Source organism: Paludisphaera rhizosphaerae (genome assembly GCF_011065895.1).
In the GTDB taxonomy this organism is placed as follows: Bacteria; Planctomycetota; Planctomycetia; order Isosphaerales; family Isosphaeraceae; genus Paludisphaera; species Paludisphaera rhizosphaerae.
Genome location: NZ_JAALCR010000040.1, coordinates 1 through 17,790 on the forward strand (window position 1 = coordinate 1; position 17,790 = coordinate 17,790).

At 67.7% G+C, this 17,790-nt stretch carries 10 protein-coding genes; 9 read left to right on the forward strand and 1 reads right to left on the reverse strand.

Features of this window, described 5'->3' with window-relative positions; genetic code table 11:
* Positions 1-181: 181 nt before the first annotated feature.
* From G5C50_RS28915 to G5C50_RS32455, 7 genes are all read left to right on the forward strand, one after another.
* The gene (locus G5C50_RS28915; protein ID WP_165074723.1) at positions 182-598 is read left to right on the forward strand and encodes an SRPBCC family protein; all 417 of its coding nucleotides are present in this window, start codon (positions 182-184) and stop codon (positions 596-598) included.
* 423 nt (positions 599-1,021) lie between these two features.
* A complete protein-coding gene (locus G5C50_RS28920; protein ID WP_165074725.1) occupies positions 1,022-1,414 on the forward strand; it encodes a BlaI/MecI/CopY family transcriptional regulator in 393 nt (130 codons plus the stop codon).
* Positions 1,411-4,014 carry a M56 family metallopeptidase gene (locus tag G5C50_RS28925; protein ID WP_165074727.1) on the forward strand — a complete coding sequence of 868 codons (2,604 nt, stop codon included), beginning with the start codon at positions 1,411-1,413 and terminating at the stop codon, positions 4,012-4,014. The genes G5C50_RS28920 and G5C50_RS28925 overlap by 4 nt, the downstream gene beginning before the upstream one ends.
* 365 nt (positions 4,015-4,379) lie before the next feature.
* On the forward strand, positions 4,380-5,804 hold the full coding sequence (locus G5C50_RS28930; protein ID WP_165074729.1) for an L-serine ammonia-lyase: 1,425 nt from the start codon (positions 4,380-4,382) through the stop codon (positions 5,802-5,804).
* Between the two features lie 132 nt (positions 5,805-5,936).
* Positions 5,937-6,467 (forward strand): RNA polymerase sigma factor, encoded by a 531-nt coding sequence (locus G5C50_RS28935; protein WP_165074731.1) that lies wholly within the window; start codon positions 5,937-5,939, stop codon positions 6,465-6,467.
* The gene (locus G5C50_RS28940) at positions 6,464-8,047 is read left to right on the forward strand and encodes a hypothetical protein (protein ID WP_165074733.1); all 1,584 of its coding nucleotides are present in this window, start codon (positions 6,464-6,466) and stop codon (positions 8,045-8,047) included. Before G5C50_RS28935 ends, G5C50_RS28940 begins: the two co-directional genes overlap by 4 nt.
* Positions 8,048-8,248: 201 nt before the next feature.
* Complete coding sequence (locus G5C50_RS32455; protein ID WP_206107904.1) at positions 8,249-11,149, forward strand: sigma-70 family RNA polymerase sigma factor; 2,901 nt, start codon at positions 8,249-8,251, stop codon at positions 11,147-11,149.
* A gap of 42 nt (positions 11,150-11,191) precedes the next feature.
* On the opposite strand, the gene G5C50_RS28950 is transcribed toward G5C50_RS32455, so the two are convergent.
* Positions 11,192-11,920 carry a helix-turn-helix transcriptional regulator gene (locus tag G5C50_RS28950; protein WP_165074735.1) on the reverse strand — a complete coding sequence of 243 codons (729 nt, stop codon included), beginning with the start codon at positions 11,918-11,920 and terminating at the stop codon, positions 11,192-11,194.
* 339 nt (positions 11,921-12,259) lie between these two features.
* Here G5C50_RS28950 and G5C50_RS28955 point away from each other — a divergent pair, with 339 nt between their 5' ends.
* Positions 12,260-13,735: an NHL repeat-containing protein gene (locus G5C50_RS28955; protein WP_165074737.1), complete on the forward strand. Its 1,476-nt coding sequence runs from the start codon at positions 12,260-12,262 to the stop codon at positions 13,733-13,735.
* A gap of 217 nt (positions 13,736-13,952) precedes the next feature.
* Positions 13,953-17,630, forward strand: a complete 3,678-nt coding sequence (locus G5C50_RS28960; RefSeq protein WP_165074739.1) for an Ig-like domain-containing protein — start codon at positions 13,953-13,955, stop codon at positions 17,628-17,630.
* The last annotated feature ends 160 nt before the right edge of the window (positions 17,631-17,790 follow it).

Sequence of the window (17,790 nt, forward strand, 5' to 3'; positions counted from 1 at the left end):
CTCGCGGGGGAAGGTGGCCCGAAGGGCCGGATGAGGGGGCGACCGGCGCTGGGTTCAGAGTAAACAATCGGACGTGCATCCGACGCCGGTCATCCCCCTCATCTGACCGCTTCGCGGTCTGTCTTCCCCCGCGAGGGGGGAAGATCGTCGAACCGCAACCCCTCCAGCTCAGGAGTTTCCCATGGCCCAGGCATCGGCCTCGATCGAATTGGCGGCGTCCCCGGACCATGTCTGGCGGCTGGTCGGCGGCTTCGGCTCGCTCCCCGAGTGGCTCCCCTACATCCCCAAGAGCGAGCTGATCGAAGGGGGCCGCGTCCGTCGGATCACCACGGAGGACGGCGGGCTCATCGTCGAGCGGCTCGAATCGTTCGACGAGGCCGATCGCAGTTACAGCTACTCCTTCGTCGAGTCGCCGTTCCCCGTCTCCAGGTATCGCGCCACGCTCCACGTCCGCCCTGCCGACGAAGGCGACGGCTCGCGCGTCGACTGGTACGGCGAGTTCACCCCCGTCGGCGTCTCCGACGAGGAAGCCTCCCGCATCTTCCTGGCCATCTACGAAGGCGGCCTCAAGGCCCTGGCGGATCAACTCGGAGGGTAGACTTTCGACCCGGCCGATCCTCCCGTCTCCTCTGATGGGCATAGGCAACCCTAACGACATTCCGGACCGCCCCGGTTGTCCCCTCTCCCCCCGGGAGAGGGCGGCCGCGCAGCGGCGGGTGAGGGTCGTCGGATTTCGGATTGGGCGTCGTGGATGGGCTAACGGTCTTCCCCCCTCGCGGGGGAAGACAGACGCCGCAGGCGTCAGATGAGGGGGACGACCGCCGTCGGATTCGCGTCCGAAGCATGACTCTCGGAGCAACGCCGATCCCCCCTCATCCGGCCCTGCGGGCCACCTCCAGGGGGGAAGGCCATTACGGTCCTCTCCCCAAGCTAATCGAGAATTCTACGAAACGATTCGTTGATTTCTACGAAGCGTTTCGTATGATGCTCGTCGGGCTCAATCAACCAGGAGGGCCGAGCGATGGAAGAGCGGGAAGGGGCGTCACGGCCGACGGACGGCGAGCTGGCGATCCTGCGCGTCATGTGGGCCCGCGGGCCGAGCACGGTGCGCGAGGTTCATGAGGCGCTCGCGGGTCGTCGCGAGACGGGGTACACGACGACGCTCAAGCTGATGCAGATCATGGCGGAGAAGGGGATCCTGCTGCGCGATTCGTCGCAGCGGACCCACGTCTACTTCCCTCGCGAATCGGCCGAGGTCGTCGAACGCGGTTTGGTCCGCGATCTGATCGACCGCGCCTTCGACGGCGCGGCGGGGCGGCTGGTGCTGCGGGCGTTGGGCTCGAAGAAGGTGACGAAGGAGGAGGCGGCGCGGATCCGCGAGTTGCTCGACGAGATCGAGGGGGGCAAGTCATGAACGCATTCGCAACGATCATCGGCGGCCCGATCGCCTTCCGGCTGGCGTGGGGCCTGGTCCATTCCCTCTGGCAGGGCGCCCTGATCGCCGCCGCCCTGGCGGCCGTGCTGCCGTTCCTGCGCGGTCGACCGGGCGCCCGATACGCCGCCGGCTGGCTGGCGCTCGTCGCCCTCGCCGCGACCGTCCCGCTGTCGGCGGCCTTCGCGCCGGATGACGCCGAGCCCGTCGCGACCGCGATCGAGCGGCCGGTCGTCGTGGTCGTTCCGAAACCTCCCCTCGTCGCTCCCCAGCCGTCGGCCGCCGTCGCCTCGCCCGTCGCGAGTCCGACGCCCGCCGAGCCTGCGCCGACGCCCCCCGTCGCGGCCTTGGCTCCGATAACGAAGCCGCCGGCGCCGATCCCCGCCGACCCCTGGCGAATGCTGCGGCCGTTCGCGCCCTGGATCGCGGGGGGATGGCTATTGGGGGCCCTGCTGCTGGCCTTCTGGCGCCTGGGCGGCTGGTTCCGGCTGCGGGGGTTGAGACGAAGTGCAACGCCCGCATCGGACGACCTGCAAGCGGTGCTGGATCGCGTCGCCCGGCGCTTGAAGGTCGGGCGGGCGGTGAAGCTGCTGGAGTCGGCCCGGGTGCGGGCGCCGGCGGTGGTGGGCTGGCTGCGGCCGGCGGTGCTGGCGCCGCTGGGGATGCTCGCCGGGATGCCCATCGAGCAGGTGGAGTTGATCCTCGCCCACGAGCTGGCCCACGTCCGCCGGGGCGACTTCCTGGCGAACCTCTTGCAGACGGCCTTTGAGACCCTGCTGTTCTACCACCCGGCCGCCTGGTGGATCTCCCGGACGATCCGGGCCGAGCGCGAGGCCTGCTGCGACGACGCCGTGGTCGCGGCCACCGGCGAGCGGCTCACGTACGGCCGGGCCCTCGCCCACCTGGCGGAACTCTGCGCCGAGCCGCTTTCCGTCCCGGCCTCCGGCGGCGACCTGCTGACCCGCGTCCGCCGGATCGTCCGCCCCGAGCCGATCCGACCGCTGCCGCAGGCCGTCGGCGGCGTGCTCGCCCTGGCCGCGACCCTCGCCGTCACCGCCCTCGTCGCCGCGCCGCAGGCCGTGAAAGAGGCGGTCGCCGCCGATCCCCCCGCCGGCGACCGTCCCAGAATCGTCTCCGTCTCCCCCGCCGACGGCGCGACCGACGTCCCCGTCGAGACCGAGATCCGCATCCGCTTCGATCGCCCCATGAGCCCGACAAAGACGATTTTGGAATGGGCGATCGGCGGTCCCGCCTGGTTCTGGCCGCAGGGATCGTGGAGGTACGACGAGGAGGCTCGTGAATTCACCCTGCCGGTCCGACTCACGCCCGGCGTGAAGCATCGATTGAACCTCAACGTGAAGCAACCCGCCGGCCGCGGCGATGACTACGAAGGTTTCCGCGCCGCGGACGGCCGGGCCGCGGAGGTCTTCCAATGGTCGTTCGCCACGGTCGCGCCCAGGCCGGTCCCCGAAGGGGCGCCCAATCCCATGATGGGCGATGTTCGGCCGAGGAACAGCCGGGGCGAGGTCGGCCTGCTGACGCTCGTGACGATCCCCTTCGATCGGCCGATGGATCCCAACTCATACGAATTCTCCCGGGAGGAGGGTTACATCGGCGGCGACGCGGGGCCTCGGATCCTCGAAGCCTCTTACGACGCGGCGAAGTTCTCGTTCTCCTTCCTCATGTCGATGCCGTCGAACTGGTACGGCGAGCTGCTGCCGCAAAAATTCCGCTCGGTCGAGGGAGCCCCGGCCAGTCGGTATCCTCTGGTCTATCGCACGCTCCACAAGCCCTTCGACGACGCGCTGAGCGAGCGTGTCGCGGAGGCGGCCCGATCTCCCAAACTGCGCGAGGTCGTCGAGCGAACCCGCGAGGCTTCGCGCAAGATCGAGTCCGCGACGATCCACGCGACCGTCACGCAAGGGATGTCTCTGGCTCCCACGAAACAATGGCTCGACCGGATTTGGACGTATGGGGCGACGTTCCGCACGGCGCCTGGCGGCAAGTTCACGGCCGAGGTCGACGAACTCATGGGCCTCCGCTATCGCGTCGGTTCCGACGGGACGACCTGCTGGGCCGACAACCCCAGGGAGCCCGCCTCGGCTCCCGCGTCGGCGATCGAAGACAAGAAGATGTCGCTGATCGATCCCTTTGACGCCCACGGCCAGGCGACCGTCGCCGACTTGATCCGCGACCGCAAACTGGAGTACGTCGGCCAGAGCGATGTCAACGGCCGCCGCTGCCATGAGATCCGGTCGTGGAATCTCGATCCGCGCTTCCCCGATATGCTGCCGCACTGGTTCATCGATGCCGAAACGTTCCTGCCGGCGCGGGTGGTCAGCTCCTGGTCGATCGCGTTCGACTTCACCTATGAGGATATCAACGCAAATGTCCCCGACGACGTCTTCCGCGTCCCCCCCGGCGTGCCGCCCCCGGCGCCGCTTCCCGAGGGTTTCACCAGCCGGTACCTATTCGCGCGGGATGGGACCGACGGTTATCTAGGGGTTGGCTGGGGCATGTTGGGGAACGCCAAGAGGGCCGGCGGCGGGATCAGCTTCGGCGCGCCGGCAGACCGGCGGTAGAATGATCCGGGGGATCACGACGGGATGTAGGGGATGACCGGCGCCGGACGCGCAAGTCGTCTCGCATCGATCGAAGCCGGGGCGAATCGGCCTTCCCCCCCCCCGCGGCATGGGTCTCTCCAGTTTTCAAGGACCTTAAGTCTTTTTCTGAATCCATGTTATGTGTGGGTGCCATGGCCACGCTTGCGTGGCCATGCGATCGGCGACGGTCGTCCAACCGTCCCACGCCAGTTCATGGCCACGCAAGCGTGGCCATGGCACCCCGCAAATCCTTTCATGGATTGGTTTTCAAAACTGGAAAGACCCATGCCGCAGGGGGGGCAGGCCGTCGGGCGCTCGTTCCGAACACACTCGCAGGCGGCCTTATGGACTTCATCAGCACGTTCGACATGTTCAAGATCGGCCTGGGGCCGTCCAGCTCGCACACGATGGGGCCGTGGGCGGCGGCGCGGCGGTTCTTGAAGGCGCTCCGGCGTGAGGGGCTGTTCGACGGCGTCGTGCGCGTGCGGGTCGACCTGTTCGGCTCGTTGGCGAAGACGGGGAAGGGGCACGGGACGGACCTTGCGGTGATCCTGGGGCTCTGCGACTGGGACCCCACCGCCTGCGATCCCTCGCAGGTCCACCCGGCCGTGGCGCGGGTCCGGGCCGAGAAGACGCTGCCCCTGGCCGGCGTGCGGTCGATCCCCTTCGAGCGCGGGGACGTCGCCTTCCACATGGACGAGACCCTGCCGTTCCATCCCAACGCCCTGACATTCACGGCGACCCTCGACGACGGAACGACCCGGTCGGAGACGTACTACTCGATCGGCGGCGGCTTCGTCGTTCAGGAGGGGGAGGACGCGGCGCGGCCGGCGGGCGTCGACGTGCCATATCCCTTCGAAACGGCCGACGACCTGCACCAGGCTTGCAAACGCTCCGGCTTGACCATCCCCAAGGTCGTCCTGCGCGATGAACTGGCGACCCGCGACGAGGCCGCGATCCGCGACGGCCTGGACCGGATCTGGACGGCCATGCGGGGCTCCGCTTTTCGCGGGGCCTTCACCGAGGGGATCCTCCCCGGCGGCCTGGAGGTCGTCCGCCGCGCCCCGCACCTGAACCGCTCGCTGCTGGGCGATCGGTTCGAGGCCGCTTCGAAGGACGCCGAGAGCTGGGTCGAGGCCGTGCGGGCCTCGGCGGGGGGCTTTGACGCGACGCTCAAGTGGGTGGCCTGCTTCGCGCTGGCGGTCAACGAGGAGAACGCGGCGTTCGGCCGGGTGGTCACCGCCCCCACCAACGGCGCGGCGGGGGTGATCCCGGCGACGCTCCTCTACCGCGTCTGCTTCCACGACGGCGGCGCCGAGGCCGTCGCCCCGTTCCTGCTGACGGCCGGGGCGATCGGCGCTGTCTTCAAGAAGCGGGCGACGATCTCCGCCGCGCTGGGGGGCTGCCAGGCGGAGATCGGCGTCTCCAGCGCCATGGCCGCGGCCGGTTTGACCCAGACCCTGGGCGGGACGACCGAGCAGGCCCTGATGGCGGCGGAGATCGCCATGGAGCACCACCTGGGCCTGACCTGCGACCCCGTCGGCGGCCTGGTGCAGGTCCCCTGCATTGAGCGGAACACCATGGGCGCCGTCAAGGCGATCACCGCCGCCCAACTCGCCCTCGAAGGCGACCCCGCCCGCGCCAAGGTCAGCCTGGACGCCGTCATCCGCTCCATGTGGGAGACCGCCCAGAACATGAGCTCCAAATACAAGGAAACGTCCGAAGGCGGCCTCGCCGTCCAGATCCCCGTCAACGTGATCGAGTGCTGAAGCGATAGAACGGCTACGGGAGAAGGATCCGGTATCCGGACGTCCCCGACGAAGTCTTCCGGGATTCCTGTCGCATTTCGGCGGCGGCGCGCCTCTCTCTAGTCGGTGACGACGTCGAGGAGGGGGGAGCCCATGCAGCCAGACGCCGAGATCGTGCGGGCCGTGCTCGACGGCGACCGGGAGGCCTTCGCCGCTTTGGTCGCGCGGCACGAGCGCGCGGCCTGGGCGACGGCCTGGCGCGTCCTTCGCGACGACCACGCCGCGGCCGACGCGGCGCAAGAGGCGTTCCTCCAGGCGTTCCATAGGCTGGCCGACCTCCGCAGGCCGGAGCGGTTCGGGGTCTGGCTGCTCCGCATCACGAAACGCGAGTCCGTCCGGCTGGGCCGGAGGCTCGCGAGCGGCTCGGGCCGGCCGCTCGATGGGGACGGCGGGGAAGCCCGTGCGAGCCCCGCGAGCGACGTCCCGGCCGACGCCGAGGAACTGCTGGCGGCCGTGGCCAGGCTCCCGGAGCACGAGCGGCTCGTCGTCGCGCTCCATTACCTTGAGGGCCGCCCGGTCGCCGAGGTCGCGGCCGTGCTCGGGCGGCCCGTCGGCACCGTCACCAAGCAGCTTTCGCGAGCGATCGAACGGTTGCGCGTCAGGACGAAAGGGGTGCTGGGATGAGGACGCCGGAAGACGTGGAAGCCCGACTGGCCCGACTCCGCGAGGCGTGGCCCGTGGGCTCGATGGTAGGCGACGTGATGGCCCGGATCGGGCCGGACGTTCCCCGGCGCACGCGGCGTCGGCGGCTGCTCGTGGGGGCCTCGCTCTCGGGGATGGCCGCCGTCGCCGTGCTGGCGTGGGTCGTCCTGATGAACATGCCGAGGGACCTCCTGGCCGCCGTCCAGCAAGGGCTGGAGCGGGCGAACTCGGCGCACGTGACGACCACCTTCTGGGACGATCGCGACGCGCCGCATCAGTCCCACATCTGGTATCGTCGCGGCGAGGGGCTCCGCGTCGAGGCGCCCGGCCAGGTGATCTTCGAGGATGGCAAGACCCAGTGGTCCTGGTCGACCGAGCCGGGCACGCGCGACCCGATCGTGCTCCGCCAGCGCAGCCAGGGCTTCTTCACGACGGGCCTGATGTCGAAGCTCGCCCTGCCGGACGTCCGCGACGACTGGGGGCGGTTCCGGGACCCCGACCTGGACCGCCGGGTCGACGGCCGGGCGTGCCTCGGCTACACCTTCGCGCTGGCGGACCTGGAGCGGATCCCGCCGGGGGCCCGGCCCGCCGACGGCCAGGAACATCGCGCCCGAATCCTGGCCGAGCCCGACGGCCGGATCGCCCTGGTCACCCTGGAACGCCGCCCCGCGGACGGCGACTGGCGTCGCGAACGCGAGATCCGCATCGAGTACGACGCGCACGTCGCCCCCGAGCAGGTCGCGGCGACGCTCCCGACCGGGGCGCGCGTGGTCGACTGCGACCAGGCCTTCGACAGCCTCTACCCGCTCGACAGGGCCGTCCACCGCGTCGAGTTGGGCGGCCTGATCCTGGCCGTGCACGACCTGCAACCGCTCCAGGACCGCGAGGGGTTCTACGTCGTCTCTTCGGTCCGCGGCGCGCCCGAGTTCCTGAAGCAATACCCGCCGCGCCGGCGTCCGCTCAACCCGGAGATCACCTACCTGGACGTCGCGACCCAGCCCATGACGAACCGGAACTGGGGCGGGAAGTACGACGTCGTCGGCCTGGGCGAGGCGAACCGCGAAGGGGTGGAGTACCGCTGGTGGGCGATCGTCCCTCGGCGCTTCTTCGAGGTGAAGGACGGCCGGCGCGTCTACCTTCCCGAGAACGACGCGTCGGCCCGGCCCGGCGAGCCCGGTCGGCTCGACGACCTGCCGGGCCGGGCCCGCGTCCCCCTGGCCGCGACATACATGGACGATCACCACCGCGACGCCCGCGGCGTGTCGGAGGAGGTGTCGAAGTGGGTCGAGATCCCGCTACCGCCGAATCGCCCCCCCACGACCTGGGAAGAGGTCGCCGCCCGGGCGCGCCGCGACCTGCAAGTGATGGGCGCCGGCCACGTCGGCTGGCTGCTCGGAGTCGCCGGCGGGAACACCCCAGGAGGTCCGAGCGGCCGCCCCCTATCCCGCTTCGCCCCCGACGCGATCTCCGACGCCGATTTCGCCGCATCCGTCCGCCGCGGCCTGGACGACGTGCGCGAGTGGGACGAGGTGCACGCCATCCGATCCATGGACGGCCGGTGAGGTCGTCGAGTTCGTCGCGGTCGGGCGGACGCCCCAGCCGCGACGGATCCCGCCGCGCAGGCCGGGGCCGGGCCCATCCCTCGCGGGCCTCGGCCTGTCGGTCGTTCTTGAAATCCGGGGAATTCACCCAATCGCAGGGACTCTCCGAAGCCCGGCGCGACATTATCTTGGTGAGAACCGAGAGTGATGCGAGGGTTCGGAATGGGCAAGGGACGTGACGGCGGGCTCAGCCACGTACGGGTGTTGTTCAACGAGGGCGCGGTTGCGGGGCTGACGGACGCGCAGTTGCTGGAACGGTTCACGACGCGAGAGGGCGAATCCGCCCAGGCGGCCTTCGCGACGATCGTCGACCGTCACGGGCCGATGGTCCTGCGCGTCTGCGGGTCGGTCCTGCGCGATCGCCACGAGGCGGAGGACGCGTTTCAGGCGACGTTCCTGGTGCTGGCGCGACGGGCCGGTTCCCTCTGGGTCCGGGGGTCGCTCGGCCCCTGGCTGCATCAGACGGCGTATCGGGCGTCCCTGAACGCCCGGGCGGCCGCGGCGCGCCGTCGCCGTCATGAGCAACGCGCGGCCGAGTTGGCGCCGTCCGCCGTCCACGAAGACGAACGCGACGATCAGGGCGAGGTGATTCACGAGGAGGTCGATCGGCTCCCCGAAGGATGCCGGTCGGCCGTGGTGCTCTGCTACTTCGAGGGGCTTTCCCCCGAGCAGGCGGCTCGGGTGCTCGAATGCCCGGTGGGGACGGTTCAAAGTCGTCTGGCGCGGGGCCGAGAACGCCTCCGATCGCGGTTGTCGCGACGGGGCCTCGGCGAGGCGGTCGGCGCCCTGATGGGGGCGTCGCCCCTACCGGCGCCGTCGGCCTTGCTGGCGGACGCGACGGTCAAGGCGGCGTCGTCGCTCTCGGGAGCGGCGGCCTCGGCGGTCGCGGTCCGCATCGCCGAAGGAGTTCTGAGAACCATGTTCCTGACCAAGATCCGAACCGCGGCCCTCGCCCTGGTCGCGACCGCCGCGCTGGCCGTCGCCGGCGCGCAGACGCTCCGCCAGGGCGCCGCCGCTCCGGCGCCTCCCGTCGACCTGAACGCCGTTCGGGCGGCGCTCGGAGCCACGCCCGACGCCCTCAACGCCGCGGCTGAATCCTCATCACCCCCCGTGGATCTCGTCTGGAAAGACCTCCCTCCGGCCGAGGCCCTGGGCGTGATCGAGAGCCTCTCGGCCCTCACGCGAGCGAACTACGAGAAGATCAAGACATGGAAGGGATCCTACTCCAGCGTCGTGCGGCAGTATCTGAGCGTCGGGTTCGTCACCGACGCCGCGGGATCGAACGGTCCCTTCAACCAACAGTTCGATTCCGTCCTCAAGTTTGCGGTCGACGTCAACAGGGACGCCCTCTACCGAGATGTCGAGACGAGCCGAATGCGGTTTCTCAAGATCGGCTCAAACGAGGAGGTGAAGGTACCCAACGTGGCGGCCGACGATCACCGGTCGGTGACGACGCCGGAGTCCTATCTCGTCTTCAGTCCCAAGACACGGGCGACATGGGGCGTGATGCAGAACGTCCCCGAGGCGAAGAACGCGCGAAAGGTCGATCGATTCCCCACGAATGCGACCGAGTCCCGGCATGACGGCCCGGGGACCGACCCTCGCGAATTCTTCAAGACCGACCCCATGAATTGGTTCTGGTCGGGCCTTGACCGCTACGCCAGGGCGATGAAGGGGGAATCGGGGGCCCGGGCGAAGAAGGTCGTCGAGGAGCAACTGAAGGTCAGCAAGGCCGACGGACCGGGCGGCGTCTGGTATCAGGAGCGGATGTGGTACGACGACGGCCGAGGCGGACCCAGGCTCAAAGCGACGACCATCTGGAGCCCCCAGGCGGGCTACAATCCGGTCGCCCGAATCATGGCGTTCGACGCGCCTGACGGAAAAGAGCAAGGCCGGAAGGAATGGCGCTGGAGGTCGATCGACGGCGTGCTCATCCCTTCGTGGGTCAAAGACACGAATCGGCGCGAACCGGGCGGCGAGGTCTCGCTGGAGCACGAATCGAAGCTGCTGGAGTGCGTGTTGAACCAACCGCTGGATGCTCACCAGTTCGACGAGTTCGGCCTGGGCGTCGCCGATGGCGACATCATCCTGAACCACAAGGAGCGTGTGGGCTACATCGTCCGGGACGGCGCGATCGTGAAGCTCGCGGGCTTCGGGGAGAGATCGATCCTGAAGCCGAACGTTCCGAGGCCCGCGCCGGCGGCCTCGAAGGCGGGGCGGATCTACACGACGGCGATCCTCCGCACGGACGACGCCGGTCGGCCGGTCTCGTCGGTCGTGGCCGTCGACCCGGACGCCGAGGCAGTGTCGGGCGTCTTCGAGAGGGCGCCCAACCGGTTCAGGCTCTCTCCCGACGGCCGGTTCATCGCCTACGTCTTGCTTGAACCGATCGACTCCAATTCCGGGCCGAACGCCTCGTCGCTCTGGATTCGCGAAGGAGGCGGCGAGCCCAGGCGGGTCGTCCGTCTCGACGGAGCTTCGAGCGGCGAGGTTCCGGTCTGGTCCCCGGACGGCAAGCGACTGATCGTGAGCAAGGGGACGCTCGACGAGGCCCGCAAAGCCTGGATCCATGAAACGATCCTGCTCCACGCCGACGGCTCGGGTCAGGAGACGCTGAAGATTCCCCGTGAGGACACCGTGCAGGACTGGTCGCCCGACGGCTCGCGGATCCTCACGGCCTCGTCGCGCAACGCGAAGATCGGCTGGCAGCTTTACGTCATGAATCTCGACGGATCGAACCCGAGACAGATCACCGAAGGCGGCAACCCCTTCTCGGCCCGGTTCTCGCCCGACGGCCGCCGCATTCTCTACACCGACGGGCCGAAGGCGGATCGCAGGGGGATCTGGGTGGTCGACCTCGACGGCTCGAACCGTCGCCGCGTCTTCGACGAGGACGGCTCGGCCTGCTGGTCGCCCGACGGCAAGCGGATCGCCGTGGCGGTTCGGGGGCGGAAGCCCGAGGAACACGCCCGGCTGGAAGTCGTCGACCTGGAGACGGGAAGCCGCCGCACCGTCTTGACGATGCCCGGCCAGGAGATCGCCGACATGCCCGACTGGCGCTGAGCCGTGTCGGGCCGGCTCACGTCTCGGGCCGCGAAGGATCGCTCAGGGGATCGAGCGGACGCTCCATCCTCGCCGGATCCAGCGGGCCATCAACTCCGCGCGGCTGCGTACGCGGAAGTGTCGGAAGACGACCTTCATGTACTGGTTGACGGTGTATCGGCTCAGCTTCATCCGGGCGGCGATCTGCTTGTCGCCGTCGCCTTCCAGCAGGCATTGCAGAACGCGGCGGGCCTGCGGGGGGAGGGCCGCCGGGGAAGGGTCGCAGACCTGGGCCAGCGGGCCGCCGACGAGCGGCGCCAGCGCGGCCTGGGTCTCGTACACGACGGCCCGCTCCCGCGCGTTGAAGTCGCGCGGACGGCCGGCGCGCATCAGGTGGATCCCCAGCGAGAAGTCGCCCGCCGCGCCGGGGATTGAGCGGTTGCACCAGAGGGCGTTTCGCGCGCCGAGCGGTCGAAAGATGTCCTGAAACTCCTTCGTGGCCTCCCAGCGTCGGTCGTCGAAAAGCTGCGTGCGGGACAGGGAGATCCCGTCTTCGACAAGGAACCAGCGGCGGCAGACCCTCTCGGTCTCGTAGGACTCGGGATTCCTCACGTAATCGGCGAACCCGGCGAAGTAGCCGGCGCGATCGGACTCGCAGCTCCACCCCCATTCGGCCTGGCTCAGGTGCTTCGGCCGCTTGCTCCTGAAGCCCTCCATCTCACCGACGAAGCCGATCGAGCCGCCCGTCAGCCCGGCCAGCACCTCGATCAAGTGCTGCTGCCAGCATGTCACGTCGTCCCCTAACTCCCGGCATTCGCCGACGAGCCGATGGATCGCGCGGTAATCGGCCAGAGTAAGACGTGACGATTTTTCCATGAAGAGAATTTGGGTTGAACTGCGATGAGGTGAAGACTCCCTCATTTTAGGGATGACGCCGATCGTAAACCATTGCGTACTCTTTGCACAAGAAGTCACTTCAGTTCAGGATAAACAATTATTTTCTCGGTCTCTGAGCCGTTCCCGACCGGTTTCTCGCATGGTCTTCCGTTCGAGCCTCCGCGACGACGCCCGCCGCGGCCGAGGCGAAATGGACGGACCGAATCACCACCTCGATCGACCAGGAGCCCTGCCATGTGGACGCGCAACCCGTCGAAGCGATCCCGGAGCCCTCGGAGGGCCTCGCGGCCCCGGTTGGAGTTTCTCGAAGCGCGGACGGTTCTATCCGCGGCGTTTGATTCGGTGCTGACCGTGGGGAACGACTCCGCCAGCGTCGGCATCCGCGACCAGACCGAGGACGCGTCCGGAAATTCTTATGTGACGGGCGTCATCGTGGGGACGATGGACTTCGACCCGGCCGTCGTCCACGCCGACGGCTCCGACGTCCTCACCCCTCGGGGCACGAACGACGCCTACGTGGCCAAGTACAACGCCGACGGATCCTTCGCCTGGGCTCGATCCCTGGGGAGCGACTACGTCCAGAAGTCGACCCTGGACCTCCCCGAGAGCGGTTACGCCGTCCGCGCCGACGCCGCCGGGAACGTCTACGTCTCGGGAGTCTTTTTCGGCAAAGCGACCTTCGGGACGATTCAGTTGACCTCCGCCGGCGACGCCGACGCATTCGTCGCCAAGCTCAGCCCGAGCGGGAGCGTCCTCTGGGCGAAGAGCTGGGGAGGCTCGGGGCAGGACGTCGGCAACGATCTGGCCGTCGACTCCTCCGGCAACGTGATCGCGGTCGGCACGACGGCCTACTCCGACCCTGTCTCCGGTTGGATCGCCAACACGTCTCAGATTCGCAAGTACAGCTCCACCGGCGCGTCGACGTGGACGGTGAGCATCGCCGGCCCGACCCACGGCGCCAACAGCGTGGCGACCGATTCCGCCGGCAATATCTACGTGGGGGGCAAGTTCAGCGGCACGGTCGACTTCAACCCCGCCCTCCTGAAGGCGAACTACGCCAGCGGCAACTACGGGTCGGGCTACATCCTGAAGCTCACCTCGGCCGGCGCTTACTCCTGGGTCTCGACCTTCCAGACCAGGACGACGTCGCAGACGTACGGATCCGCCATGACGATCTACGATATCGACGTGGACGCCGCCGGGGACGTCGCCGTCGTGGGCAACGCCCAGGGTCAGATCGACTACGACCCGAGCGCGTCCGTCGATTACGAACTGCCCGATCAGAGGCGGGTCAACGGGTTCGTCGTCAAGCTGGCGCCGAGCGGCTCCCTGGCGTGGGCCCGGAACGCGGGCGCCGACTCCGCCACGCAGGTCGCCTTCGACGCGGCCGGCGCCATGTACGTCGCGGGCAATTACTTCACGGCGGCCGGCTTCACGCCCGGCTCCGGCCTGCCCGACGTACCGAGCTCGACCACCGGCTCGACCTACCTGACCAAGTACAGCGCCGCCGGCGCCCCCGTCTGGGCCGTGACGTTCTCCGGGACCGGGGCGATTTACCCTTACGGGCTCACCGTCGACGCCTCCGGCGAGATCACCCTGGCTGGCGCCTTCCTGGGCACGGCCGACTTCGACCCCGACCCCACCTCCACCCACGAAGCGACCAACACGGCGTTCGCCGACTTCTTCATCCTCAAGCTGAAACAGGTGTGAGGGGGGTGGGGCCGACGCCTGCACAATTTCCAACTGAAGCCGCTTGTCTACGAGGACAGTCGCCTGCCGTCTCGTCGCCGGGTGCCATGCCCACGCTTGTGGTGGGCATGTGATCGACGATGGACGAGCGATCATCCGCAACCGGTCCATGGCCACGACAAGCCTGGCCGTACCACCCGATTACGAAACCTCCGCGACTTAACACCGAGGTGACATTATGAGAACAAAGAAGCGCAAGGAGAAATCGAATTTCCGCAAGCGTGATCGACGGCTTCGGCTTTCGCCCCGGATCGGCGTGCTCGAAGAAAGGGTGATGCTCGACGGTTCGCTGGATTCCACGTTCGGAGCCGGCGGCCTCGTGACGACGGCCTTGGGAGCAACTCTTTCAAGGGCCCCGCTCGTGATCGGTGGATTCTCCACCCATCTTTCGCATGGCGAGGTCGTGGTCGCCGACGCAGCCTCCTCGCCTCTGCGTGTTAGCCGCTACGACGAGAGTGGTCGACTCGACACGACCTTCGGCAATAACGGCGTCGTGACCACGCCGGTTCTCGACGATAGCTATGCCCGCTCCGTTACGGTCTCGGGGAGCTCGGTCATCGCCGCCGGAATCGCCCGGTCCGAAAGCTCCCAATCCGAGTCCGAGTACTCGCCGGTGCTCGTGGAATACGACGTGAACGGCGCGCTTGACGGCGGATTCGGTACTCGCGGCGTGCTGGTGATCGATCCGAAGGTCTTGTTCGCGACGTCCTCGACCATGTCCGTGTCCGTCACGGCGGTCGCCACGCAGTCGGACGGCAAGATTCTGCTGGCGGGCTACGGATCTGTCCCGGGGGGAAATGGTCCCGCAACCTCCTTCGTGACGCGATACACCGCCGCCGGCGTGCTTGATACGACGTTCGGCGACGCCGGCGTTTTGAAGGGCCAAATCGGCGGCCAGTCGTCGACTTTGACCGCGATGAGCATCTCGCCGCTCGATGACAAGGTGTCGCTGGCGATTGACGCCGGCCTCGGCTATACGGTGGTCCGCCTCACGCGAGACGGCAAACTCGATGACTCGTTCGGCTCCGGCGGTGTGGCGACCGTGGAATTGAAATACCCCGGCGGGTCGGGTATCGCTCAGTCGCTCGCGTTCGACTTGCAGGGCGAACTCTACGCCGCGGGAACGATTACCACGGGTGCGGTCGGAATCATCAAGCTAACGTCCGCCGGGACTCTCGACGCCAAGTTTGGAAGCGGCGGCATCCTCGTCGGCGACTTCAAGCAGGGGGGGGTGTTTGAGAACGCTTATCCCGACATCGCCGTTCAGGCCGACGGGAGGCTGCTGATCGCCAGCTATGGCATGTACGCGGGACGGGCCGATTTCGTGCTGGCCCGTTATAACCCGACCGGGTCGCTCGACGCCGCCTTCGGCTCGGGCGGCCTGGTCCACACCGATTTCTCGACGCCGGGGTCGGCTGATTATACACGGGACGACGTGGCCACCGCCGTCGTCTTGTCGCCCGACGGCAAGGAGGCCGTCGTCGCTGGACTCGAAGGGTTCTATTCCTCCACTCCGGGGCCGCGTCTCGCCCTCGCCCGCTATGTGCTCGACGACCCGACGATCGCCGTTCCACCGCCTTCGGGGACGCTGCGACTCGATTCCTCCGCCGACTCGGGAAGCTCGTCCAACGACGGCATTACGAACAAAAAAATCCTCACATTCTCCGGCGTCCACAAGACCATCCCCTCGGCCTATCTCGAACTCGTCCGCGACGACTCGACCGTCGTCGACTACGAGTCGACCAGCGAGACGTTGACGGATCCCGGACCGATTCCCGAGGGGTCCCACCGGTATTCAGTGCGTCAGTTGAGCGCCTTCTTTCGAACGAGCGCCTCGACCTCGCCCGTGAACGTCGTGGTCGACAGGACCCCGCCGGCCGTCCCGCCGGCCCCGGTTCTCGACCCGTCGAGCGACACCGGAACGCCGGGCGACGATACAACGACGAGCACCAAACCGAAGCTAACCGGCACGGCCGATCCGAATACGACGGTCACGCTCTTCGACGACGCTGGGAAGTCTCTTGCTTCAGCTCAGGTCGGCGGTTCCGGACATTATTCTTTGCAAATCTCCTCCGCCCTGAGTTTAGGGTCTCACGTCGTCCACATTCGAGCGATGGACGTCGCCGGGAACTCGAGCACCGCCAGCAAGGCGCTGTCGTTGACGATCGTCAAGGACACGGCTCCAACTCCCATCACTCCAAAGATCACGCCGACCCTGATCGTCTCGGTCCACGGCCAGGAACAGGACCTCAAGGCGTTGGGCGCTCTTGTGATGCAGGGCGCGCTGGGCGTGTTCGGCGGAATCATCCCCGGCGCGGCCCTCACCTACGATGCCGTCAATGGCATTTCGGCCACCGGAAGCGGTCGCCAACTGGACCCCTGGCAAGATGACATCGGGACGCTTGCGCAAGTCATCTTCCAGGCGAACGACGCCAATCCGTCGTTTATCGAGTCGCTCGAGGTCGACTGGGACACCTACGGGAGCGAGCACGACCCCGCGCAGGAAGTGGCCAGGCAGATCAACGCCATCGTCGCCGACACGCAATATGACGGCTCGCCCTGGGATATCCTGTTCGTCGGCTACAGCCGGGGCGGTCCGTTCGTCCATGAGATCCTCAAGGGGCTCGACCTCGTATCAAACCCCAGGATCGACTACACCGAGGCGATCCTCCTCGACCCGACCGCGTCCAAGGTCTCGGGAGACGTGTTTCCCGCTTCCATGCCTCCCGGCCTCGATCGCGAGATCGTGTACGACGACGGCTACGCCTTCCCTCTCACCCAGTTGTCCTTTCATCTCCTGGGCAAGGAATACGACGTCGTCGAACTGACGAACGACGGGAACTCGGGGAATCGCGTCGCCGGGGCGGAGTACCGTTACGAACGGGATCAGATCCAGAAATACATCCAAGAAGACCACCCTGACGTCTGGGCTCTGATCAAAAAGTACTATATAGAGTCGCATGTTGGAAGCAATGCCCTTGATTCTTATAGATCCCACCTCGGCTTCCCTTACTGGTACATGGGTCGTGATCCATACGATGATCCACCGCTGGCGACTCAGTTCAAAGCCGATCTCATCGAATTCCTCAAGGCCAAGGACCAGGGCGCGGCCTTGAACGGCGGAACGGTGACGCTGCTTGACCACACGAAGAGTAGCCCCGCCTCGACCGCGCCGAACTTCAAGAATGCCAGCCAGGAGGCCGTCCAGGAGCTCACCAAGTTCGCGAACTCGCTCATCGACGACGCCAAGCGATTCGCCGCGCAGATCGCCAAGGAAGCCGAGAAGCTCGGCAAGGACATCGCGGCCGCCGCCAAGAAGGCCGGGGACGCGCTCGTCGCCGACGCGAAAAAGCTGGGGGGCGAGGCTCTGGCGGAGGCCAAGAAGCAGGCCGCGGCTCTGGCGAGAACGGCCCAGGCGGAAATCAACAAACTGGAGGCCGACGCCAAGAAGACCGCCGACGCCCTCTACAAGGAGGGCAAGCTTTTTGACAAGTCGGCGGCCAAGGAAGTCGACAAGGCATCCAAGCAACTCGCGAGTGTACAAAAGCAATCCGCGAAGGTGGTCGCCAAGGCGCAGAAGGACGCCGACAAGGCCGTGGCGGCCGTCAAGAAGGCCGTCGGCGACAAGCTGAAGAAGGCCCAGGAAGCGGCTAAAGCCGCGGCCGCCAAGGTTGCGGCCGCGACCGCGAAAGCCGAAGCCGACGCTCGCGCAGCCGCCGCGAAACTCGCGGTCGCCGCGAACAACGCCCGGATCGCGGCCGAGCAGGAAGCGGCGAAGATCGCCGCGGCCGCGTCGAGTGCGAGAGACAGGGTGTCAAGCGGCATCAGCAACGTCCGCAAGAAGTTCCACTTCTAATACGGGTTCCAGGATTCCCGGTCCGCCGGACGTCTTTCCGTCGACGACGATTCTGGTCGGCCCCCGGGGCCGACCAGAATCGCCACGGGGCGATTATCGCCCAGCCGCGCGCCGCAACGGAGGCGGGTCCTCCGCCGACAGTCGGTCCACCCACGGAGAT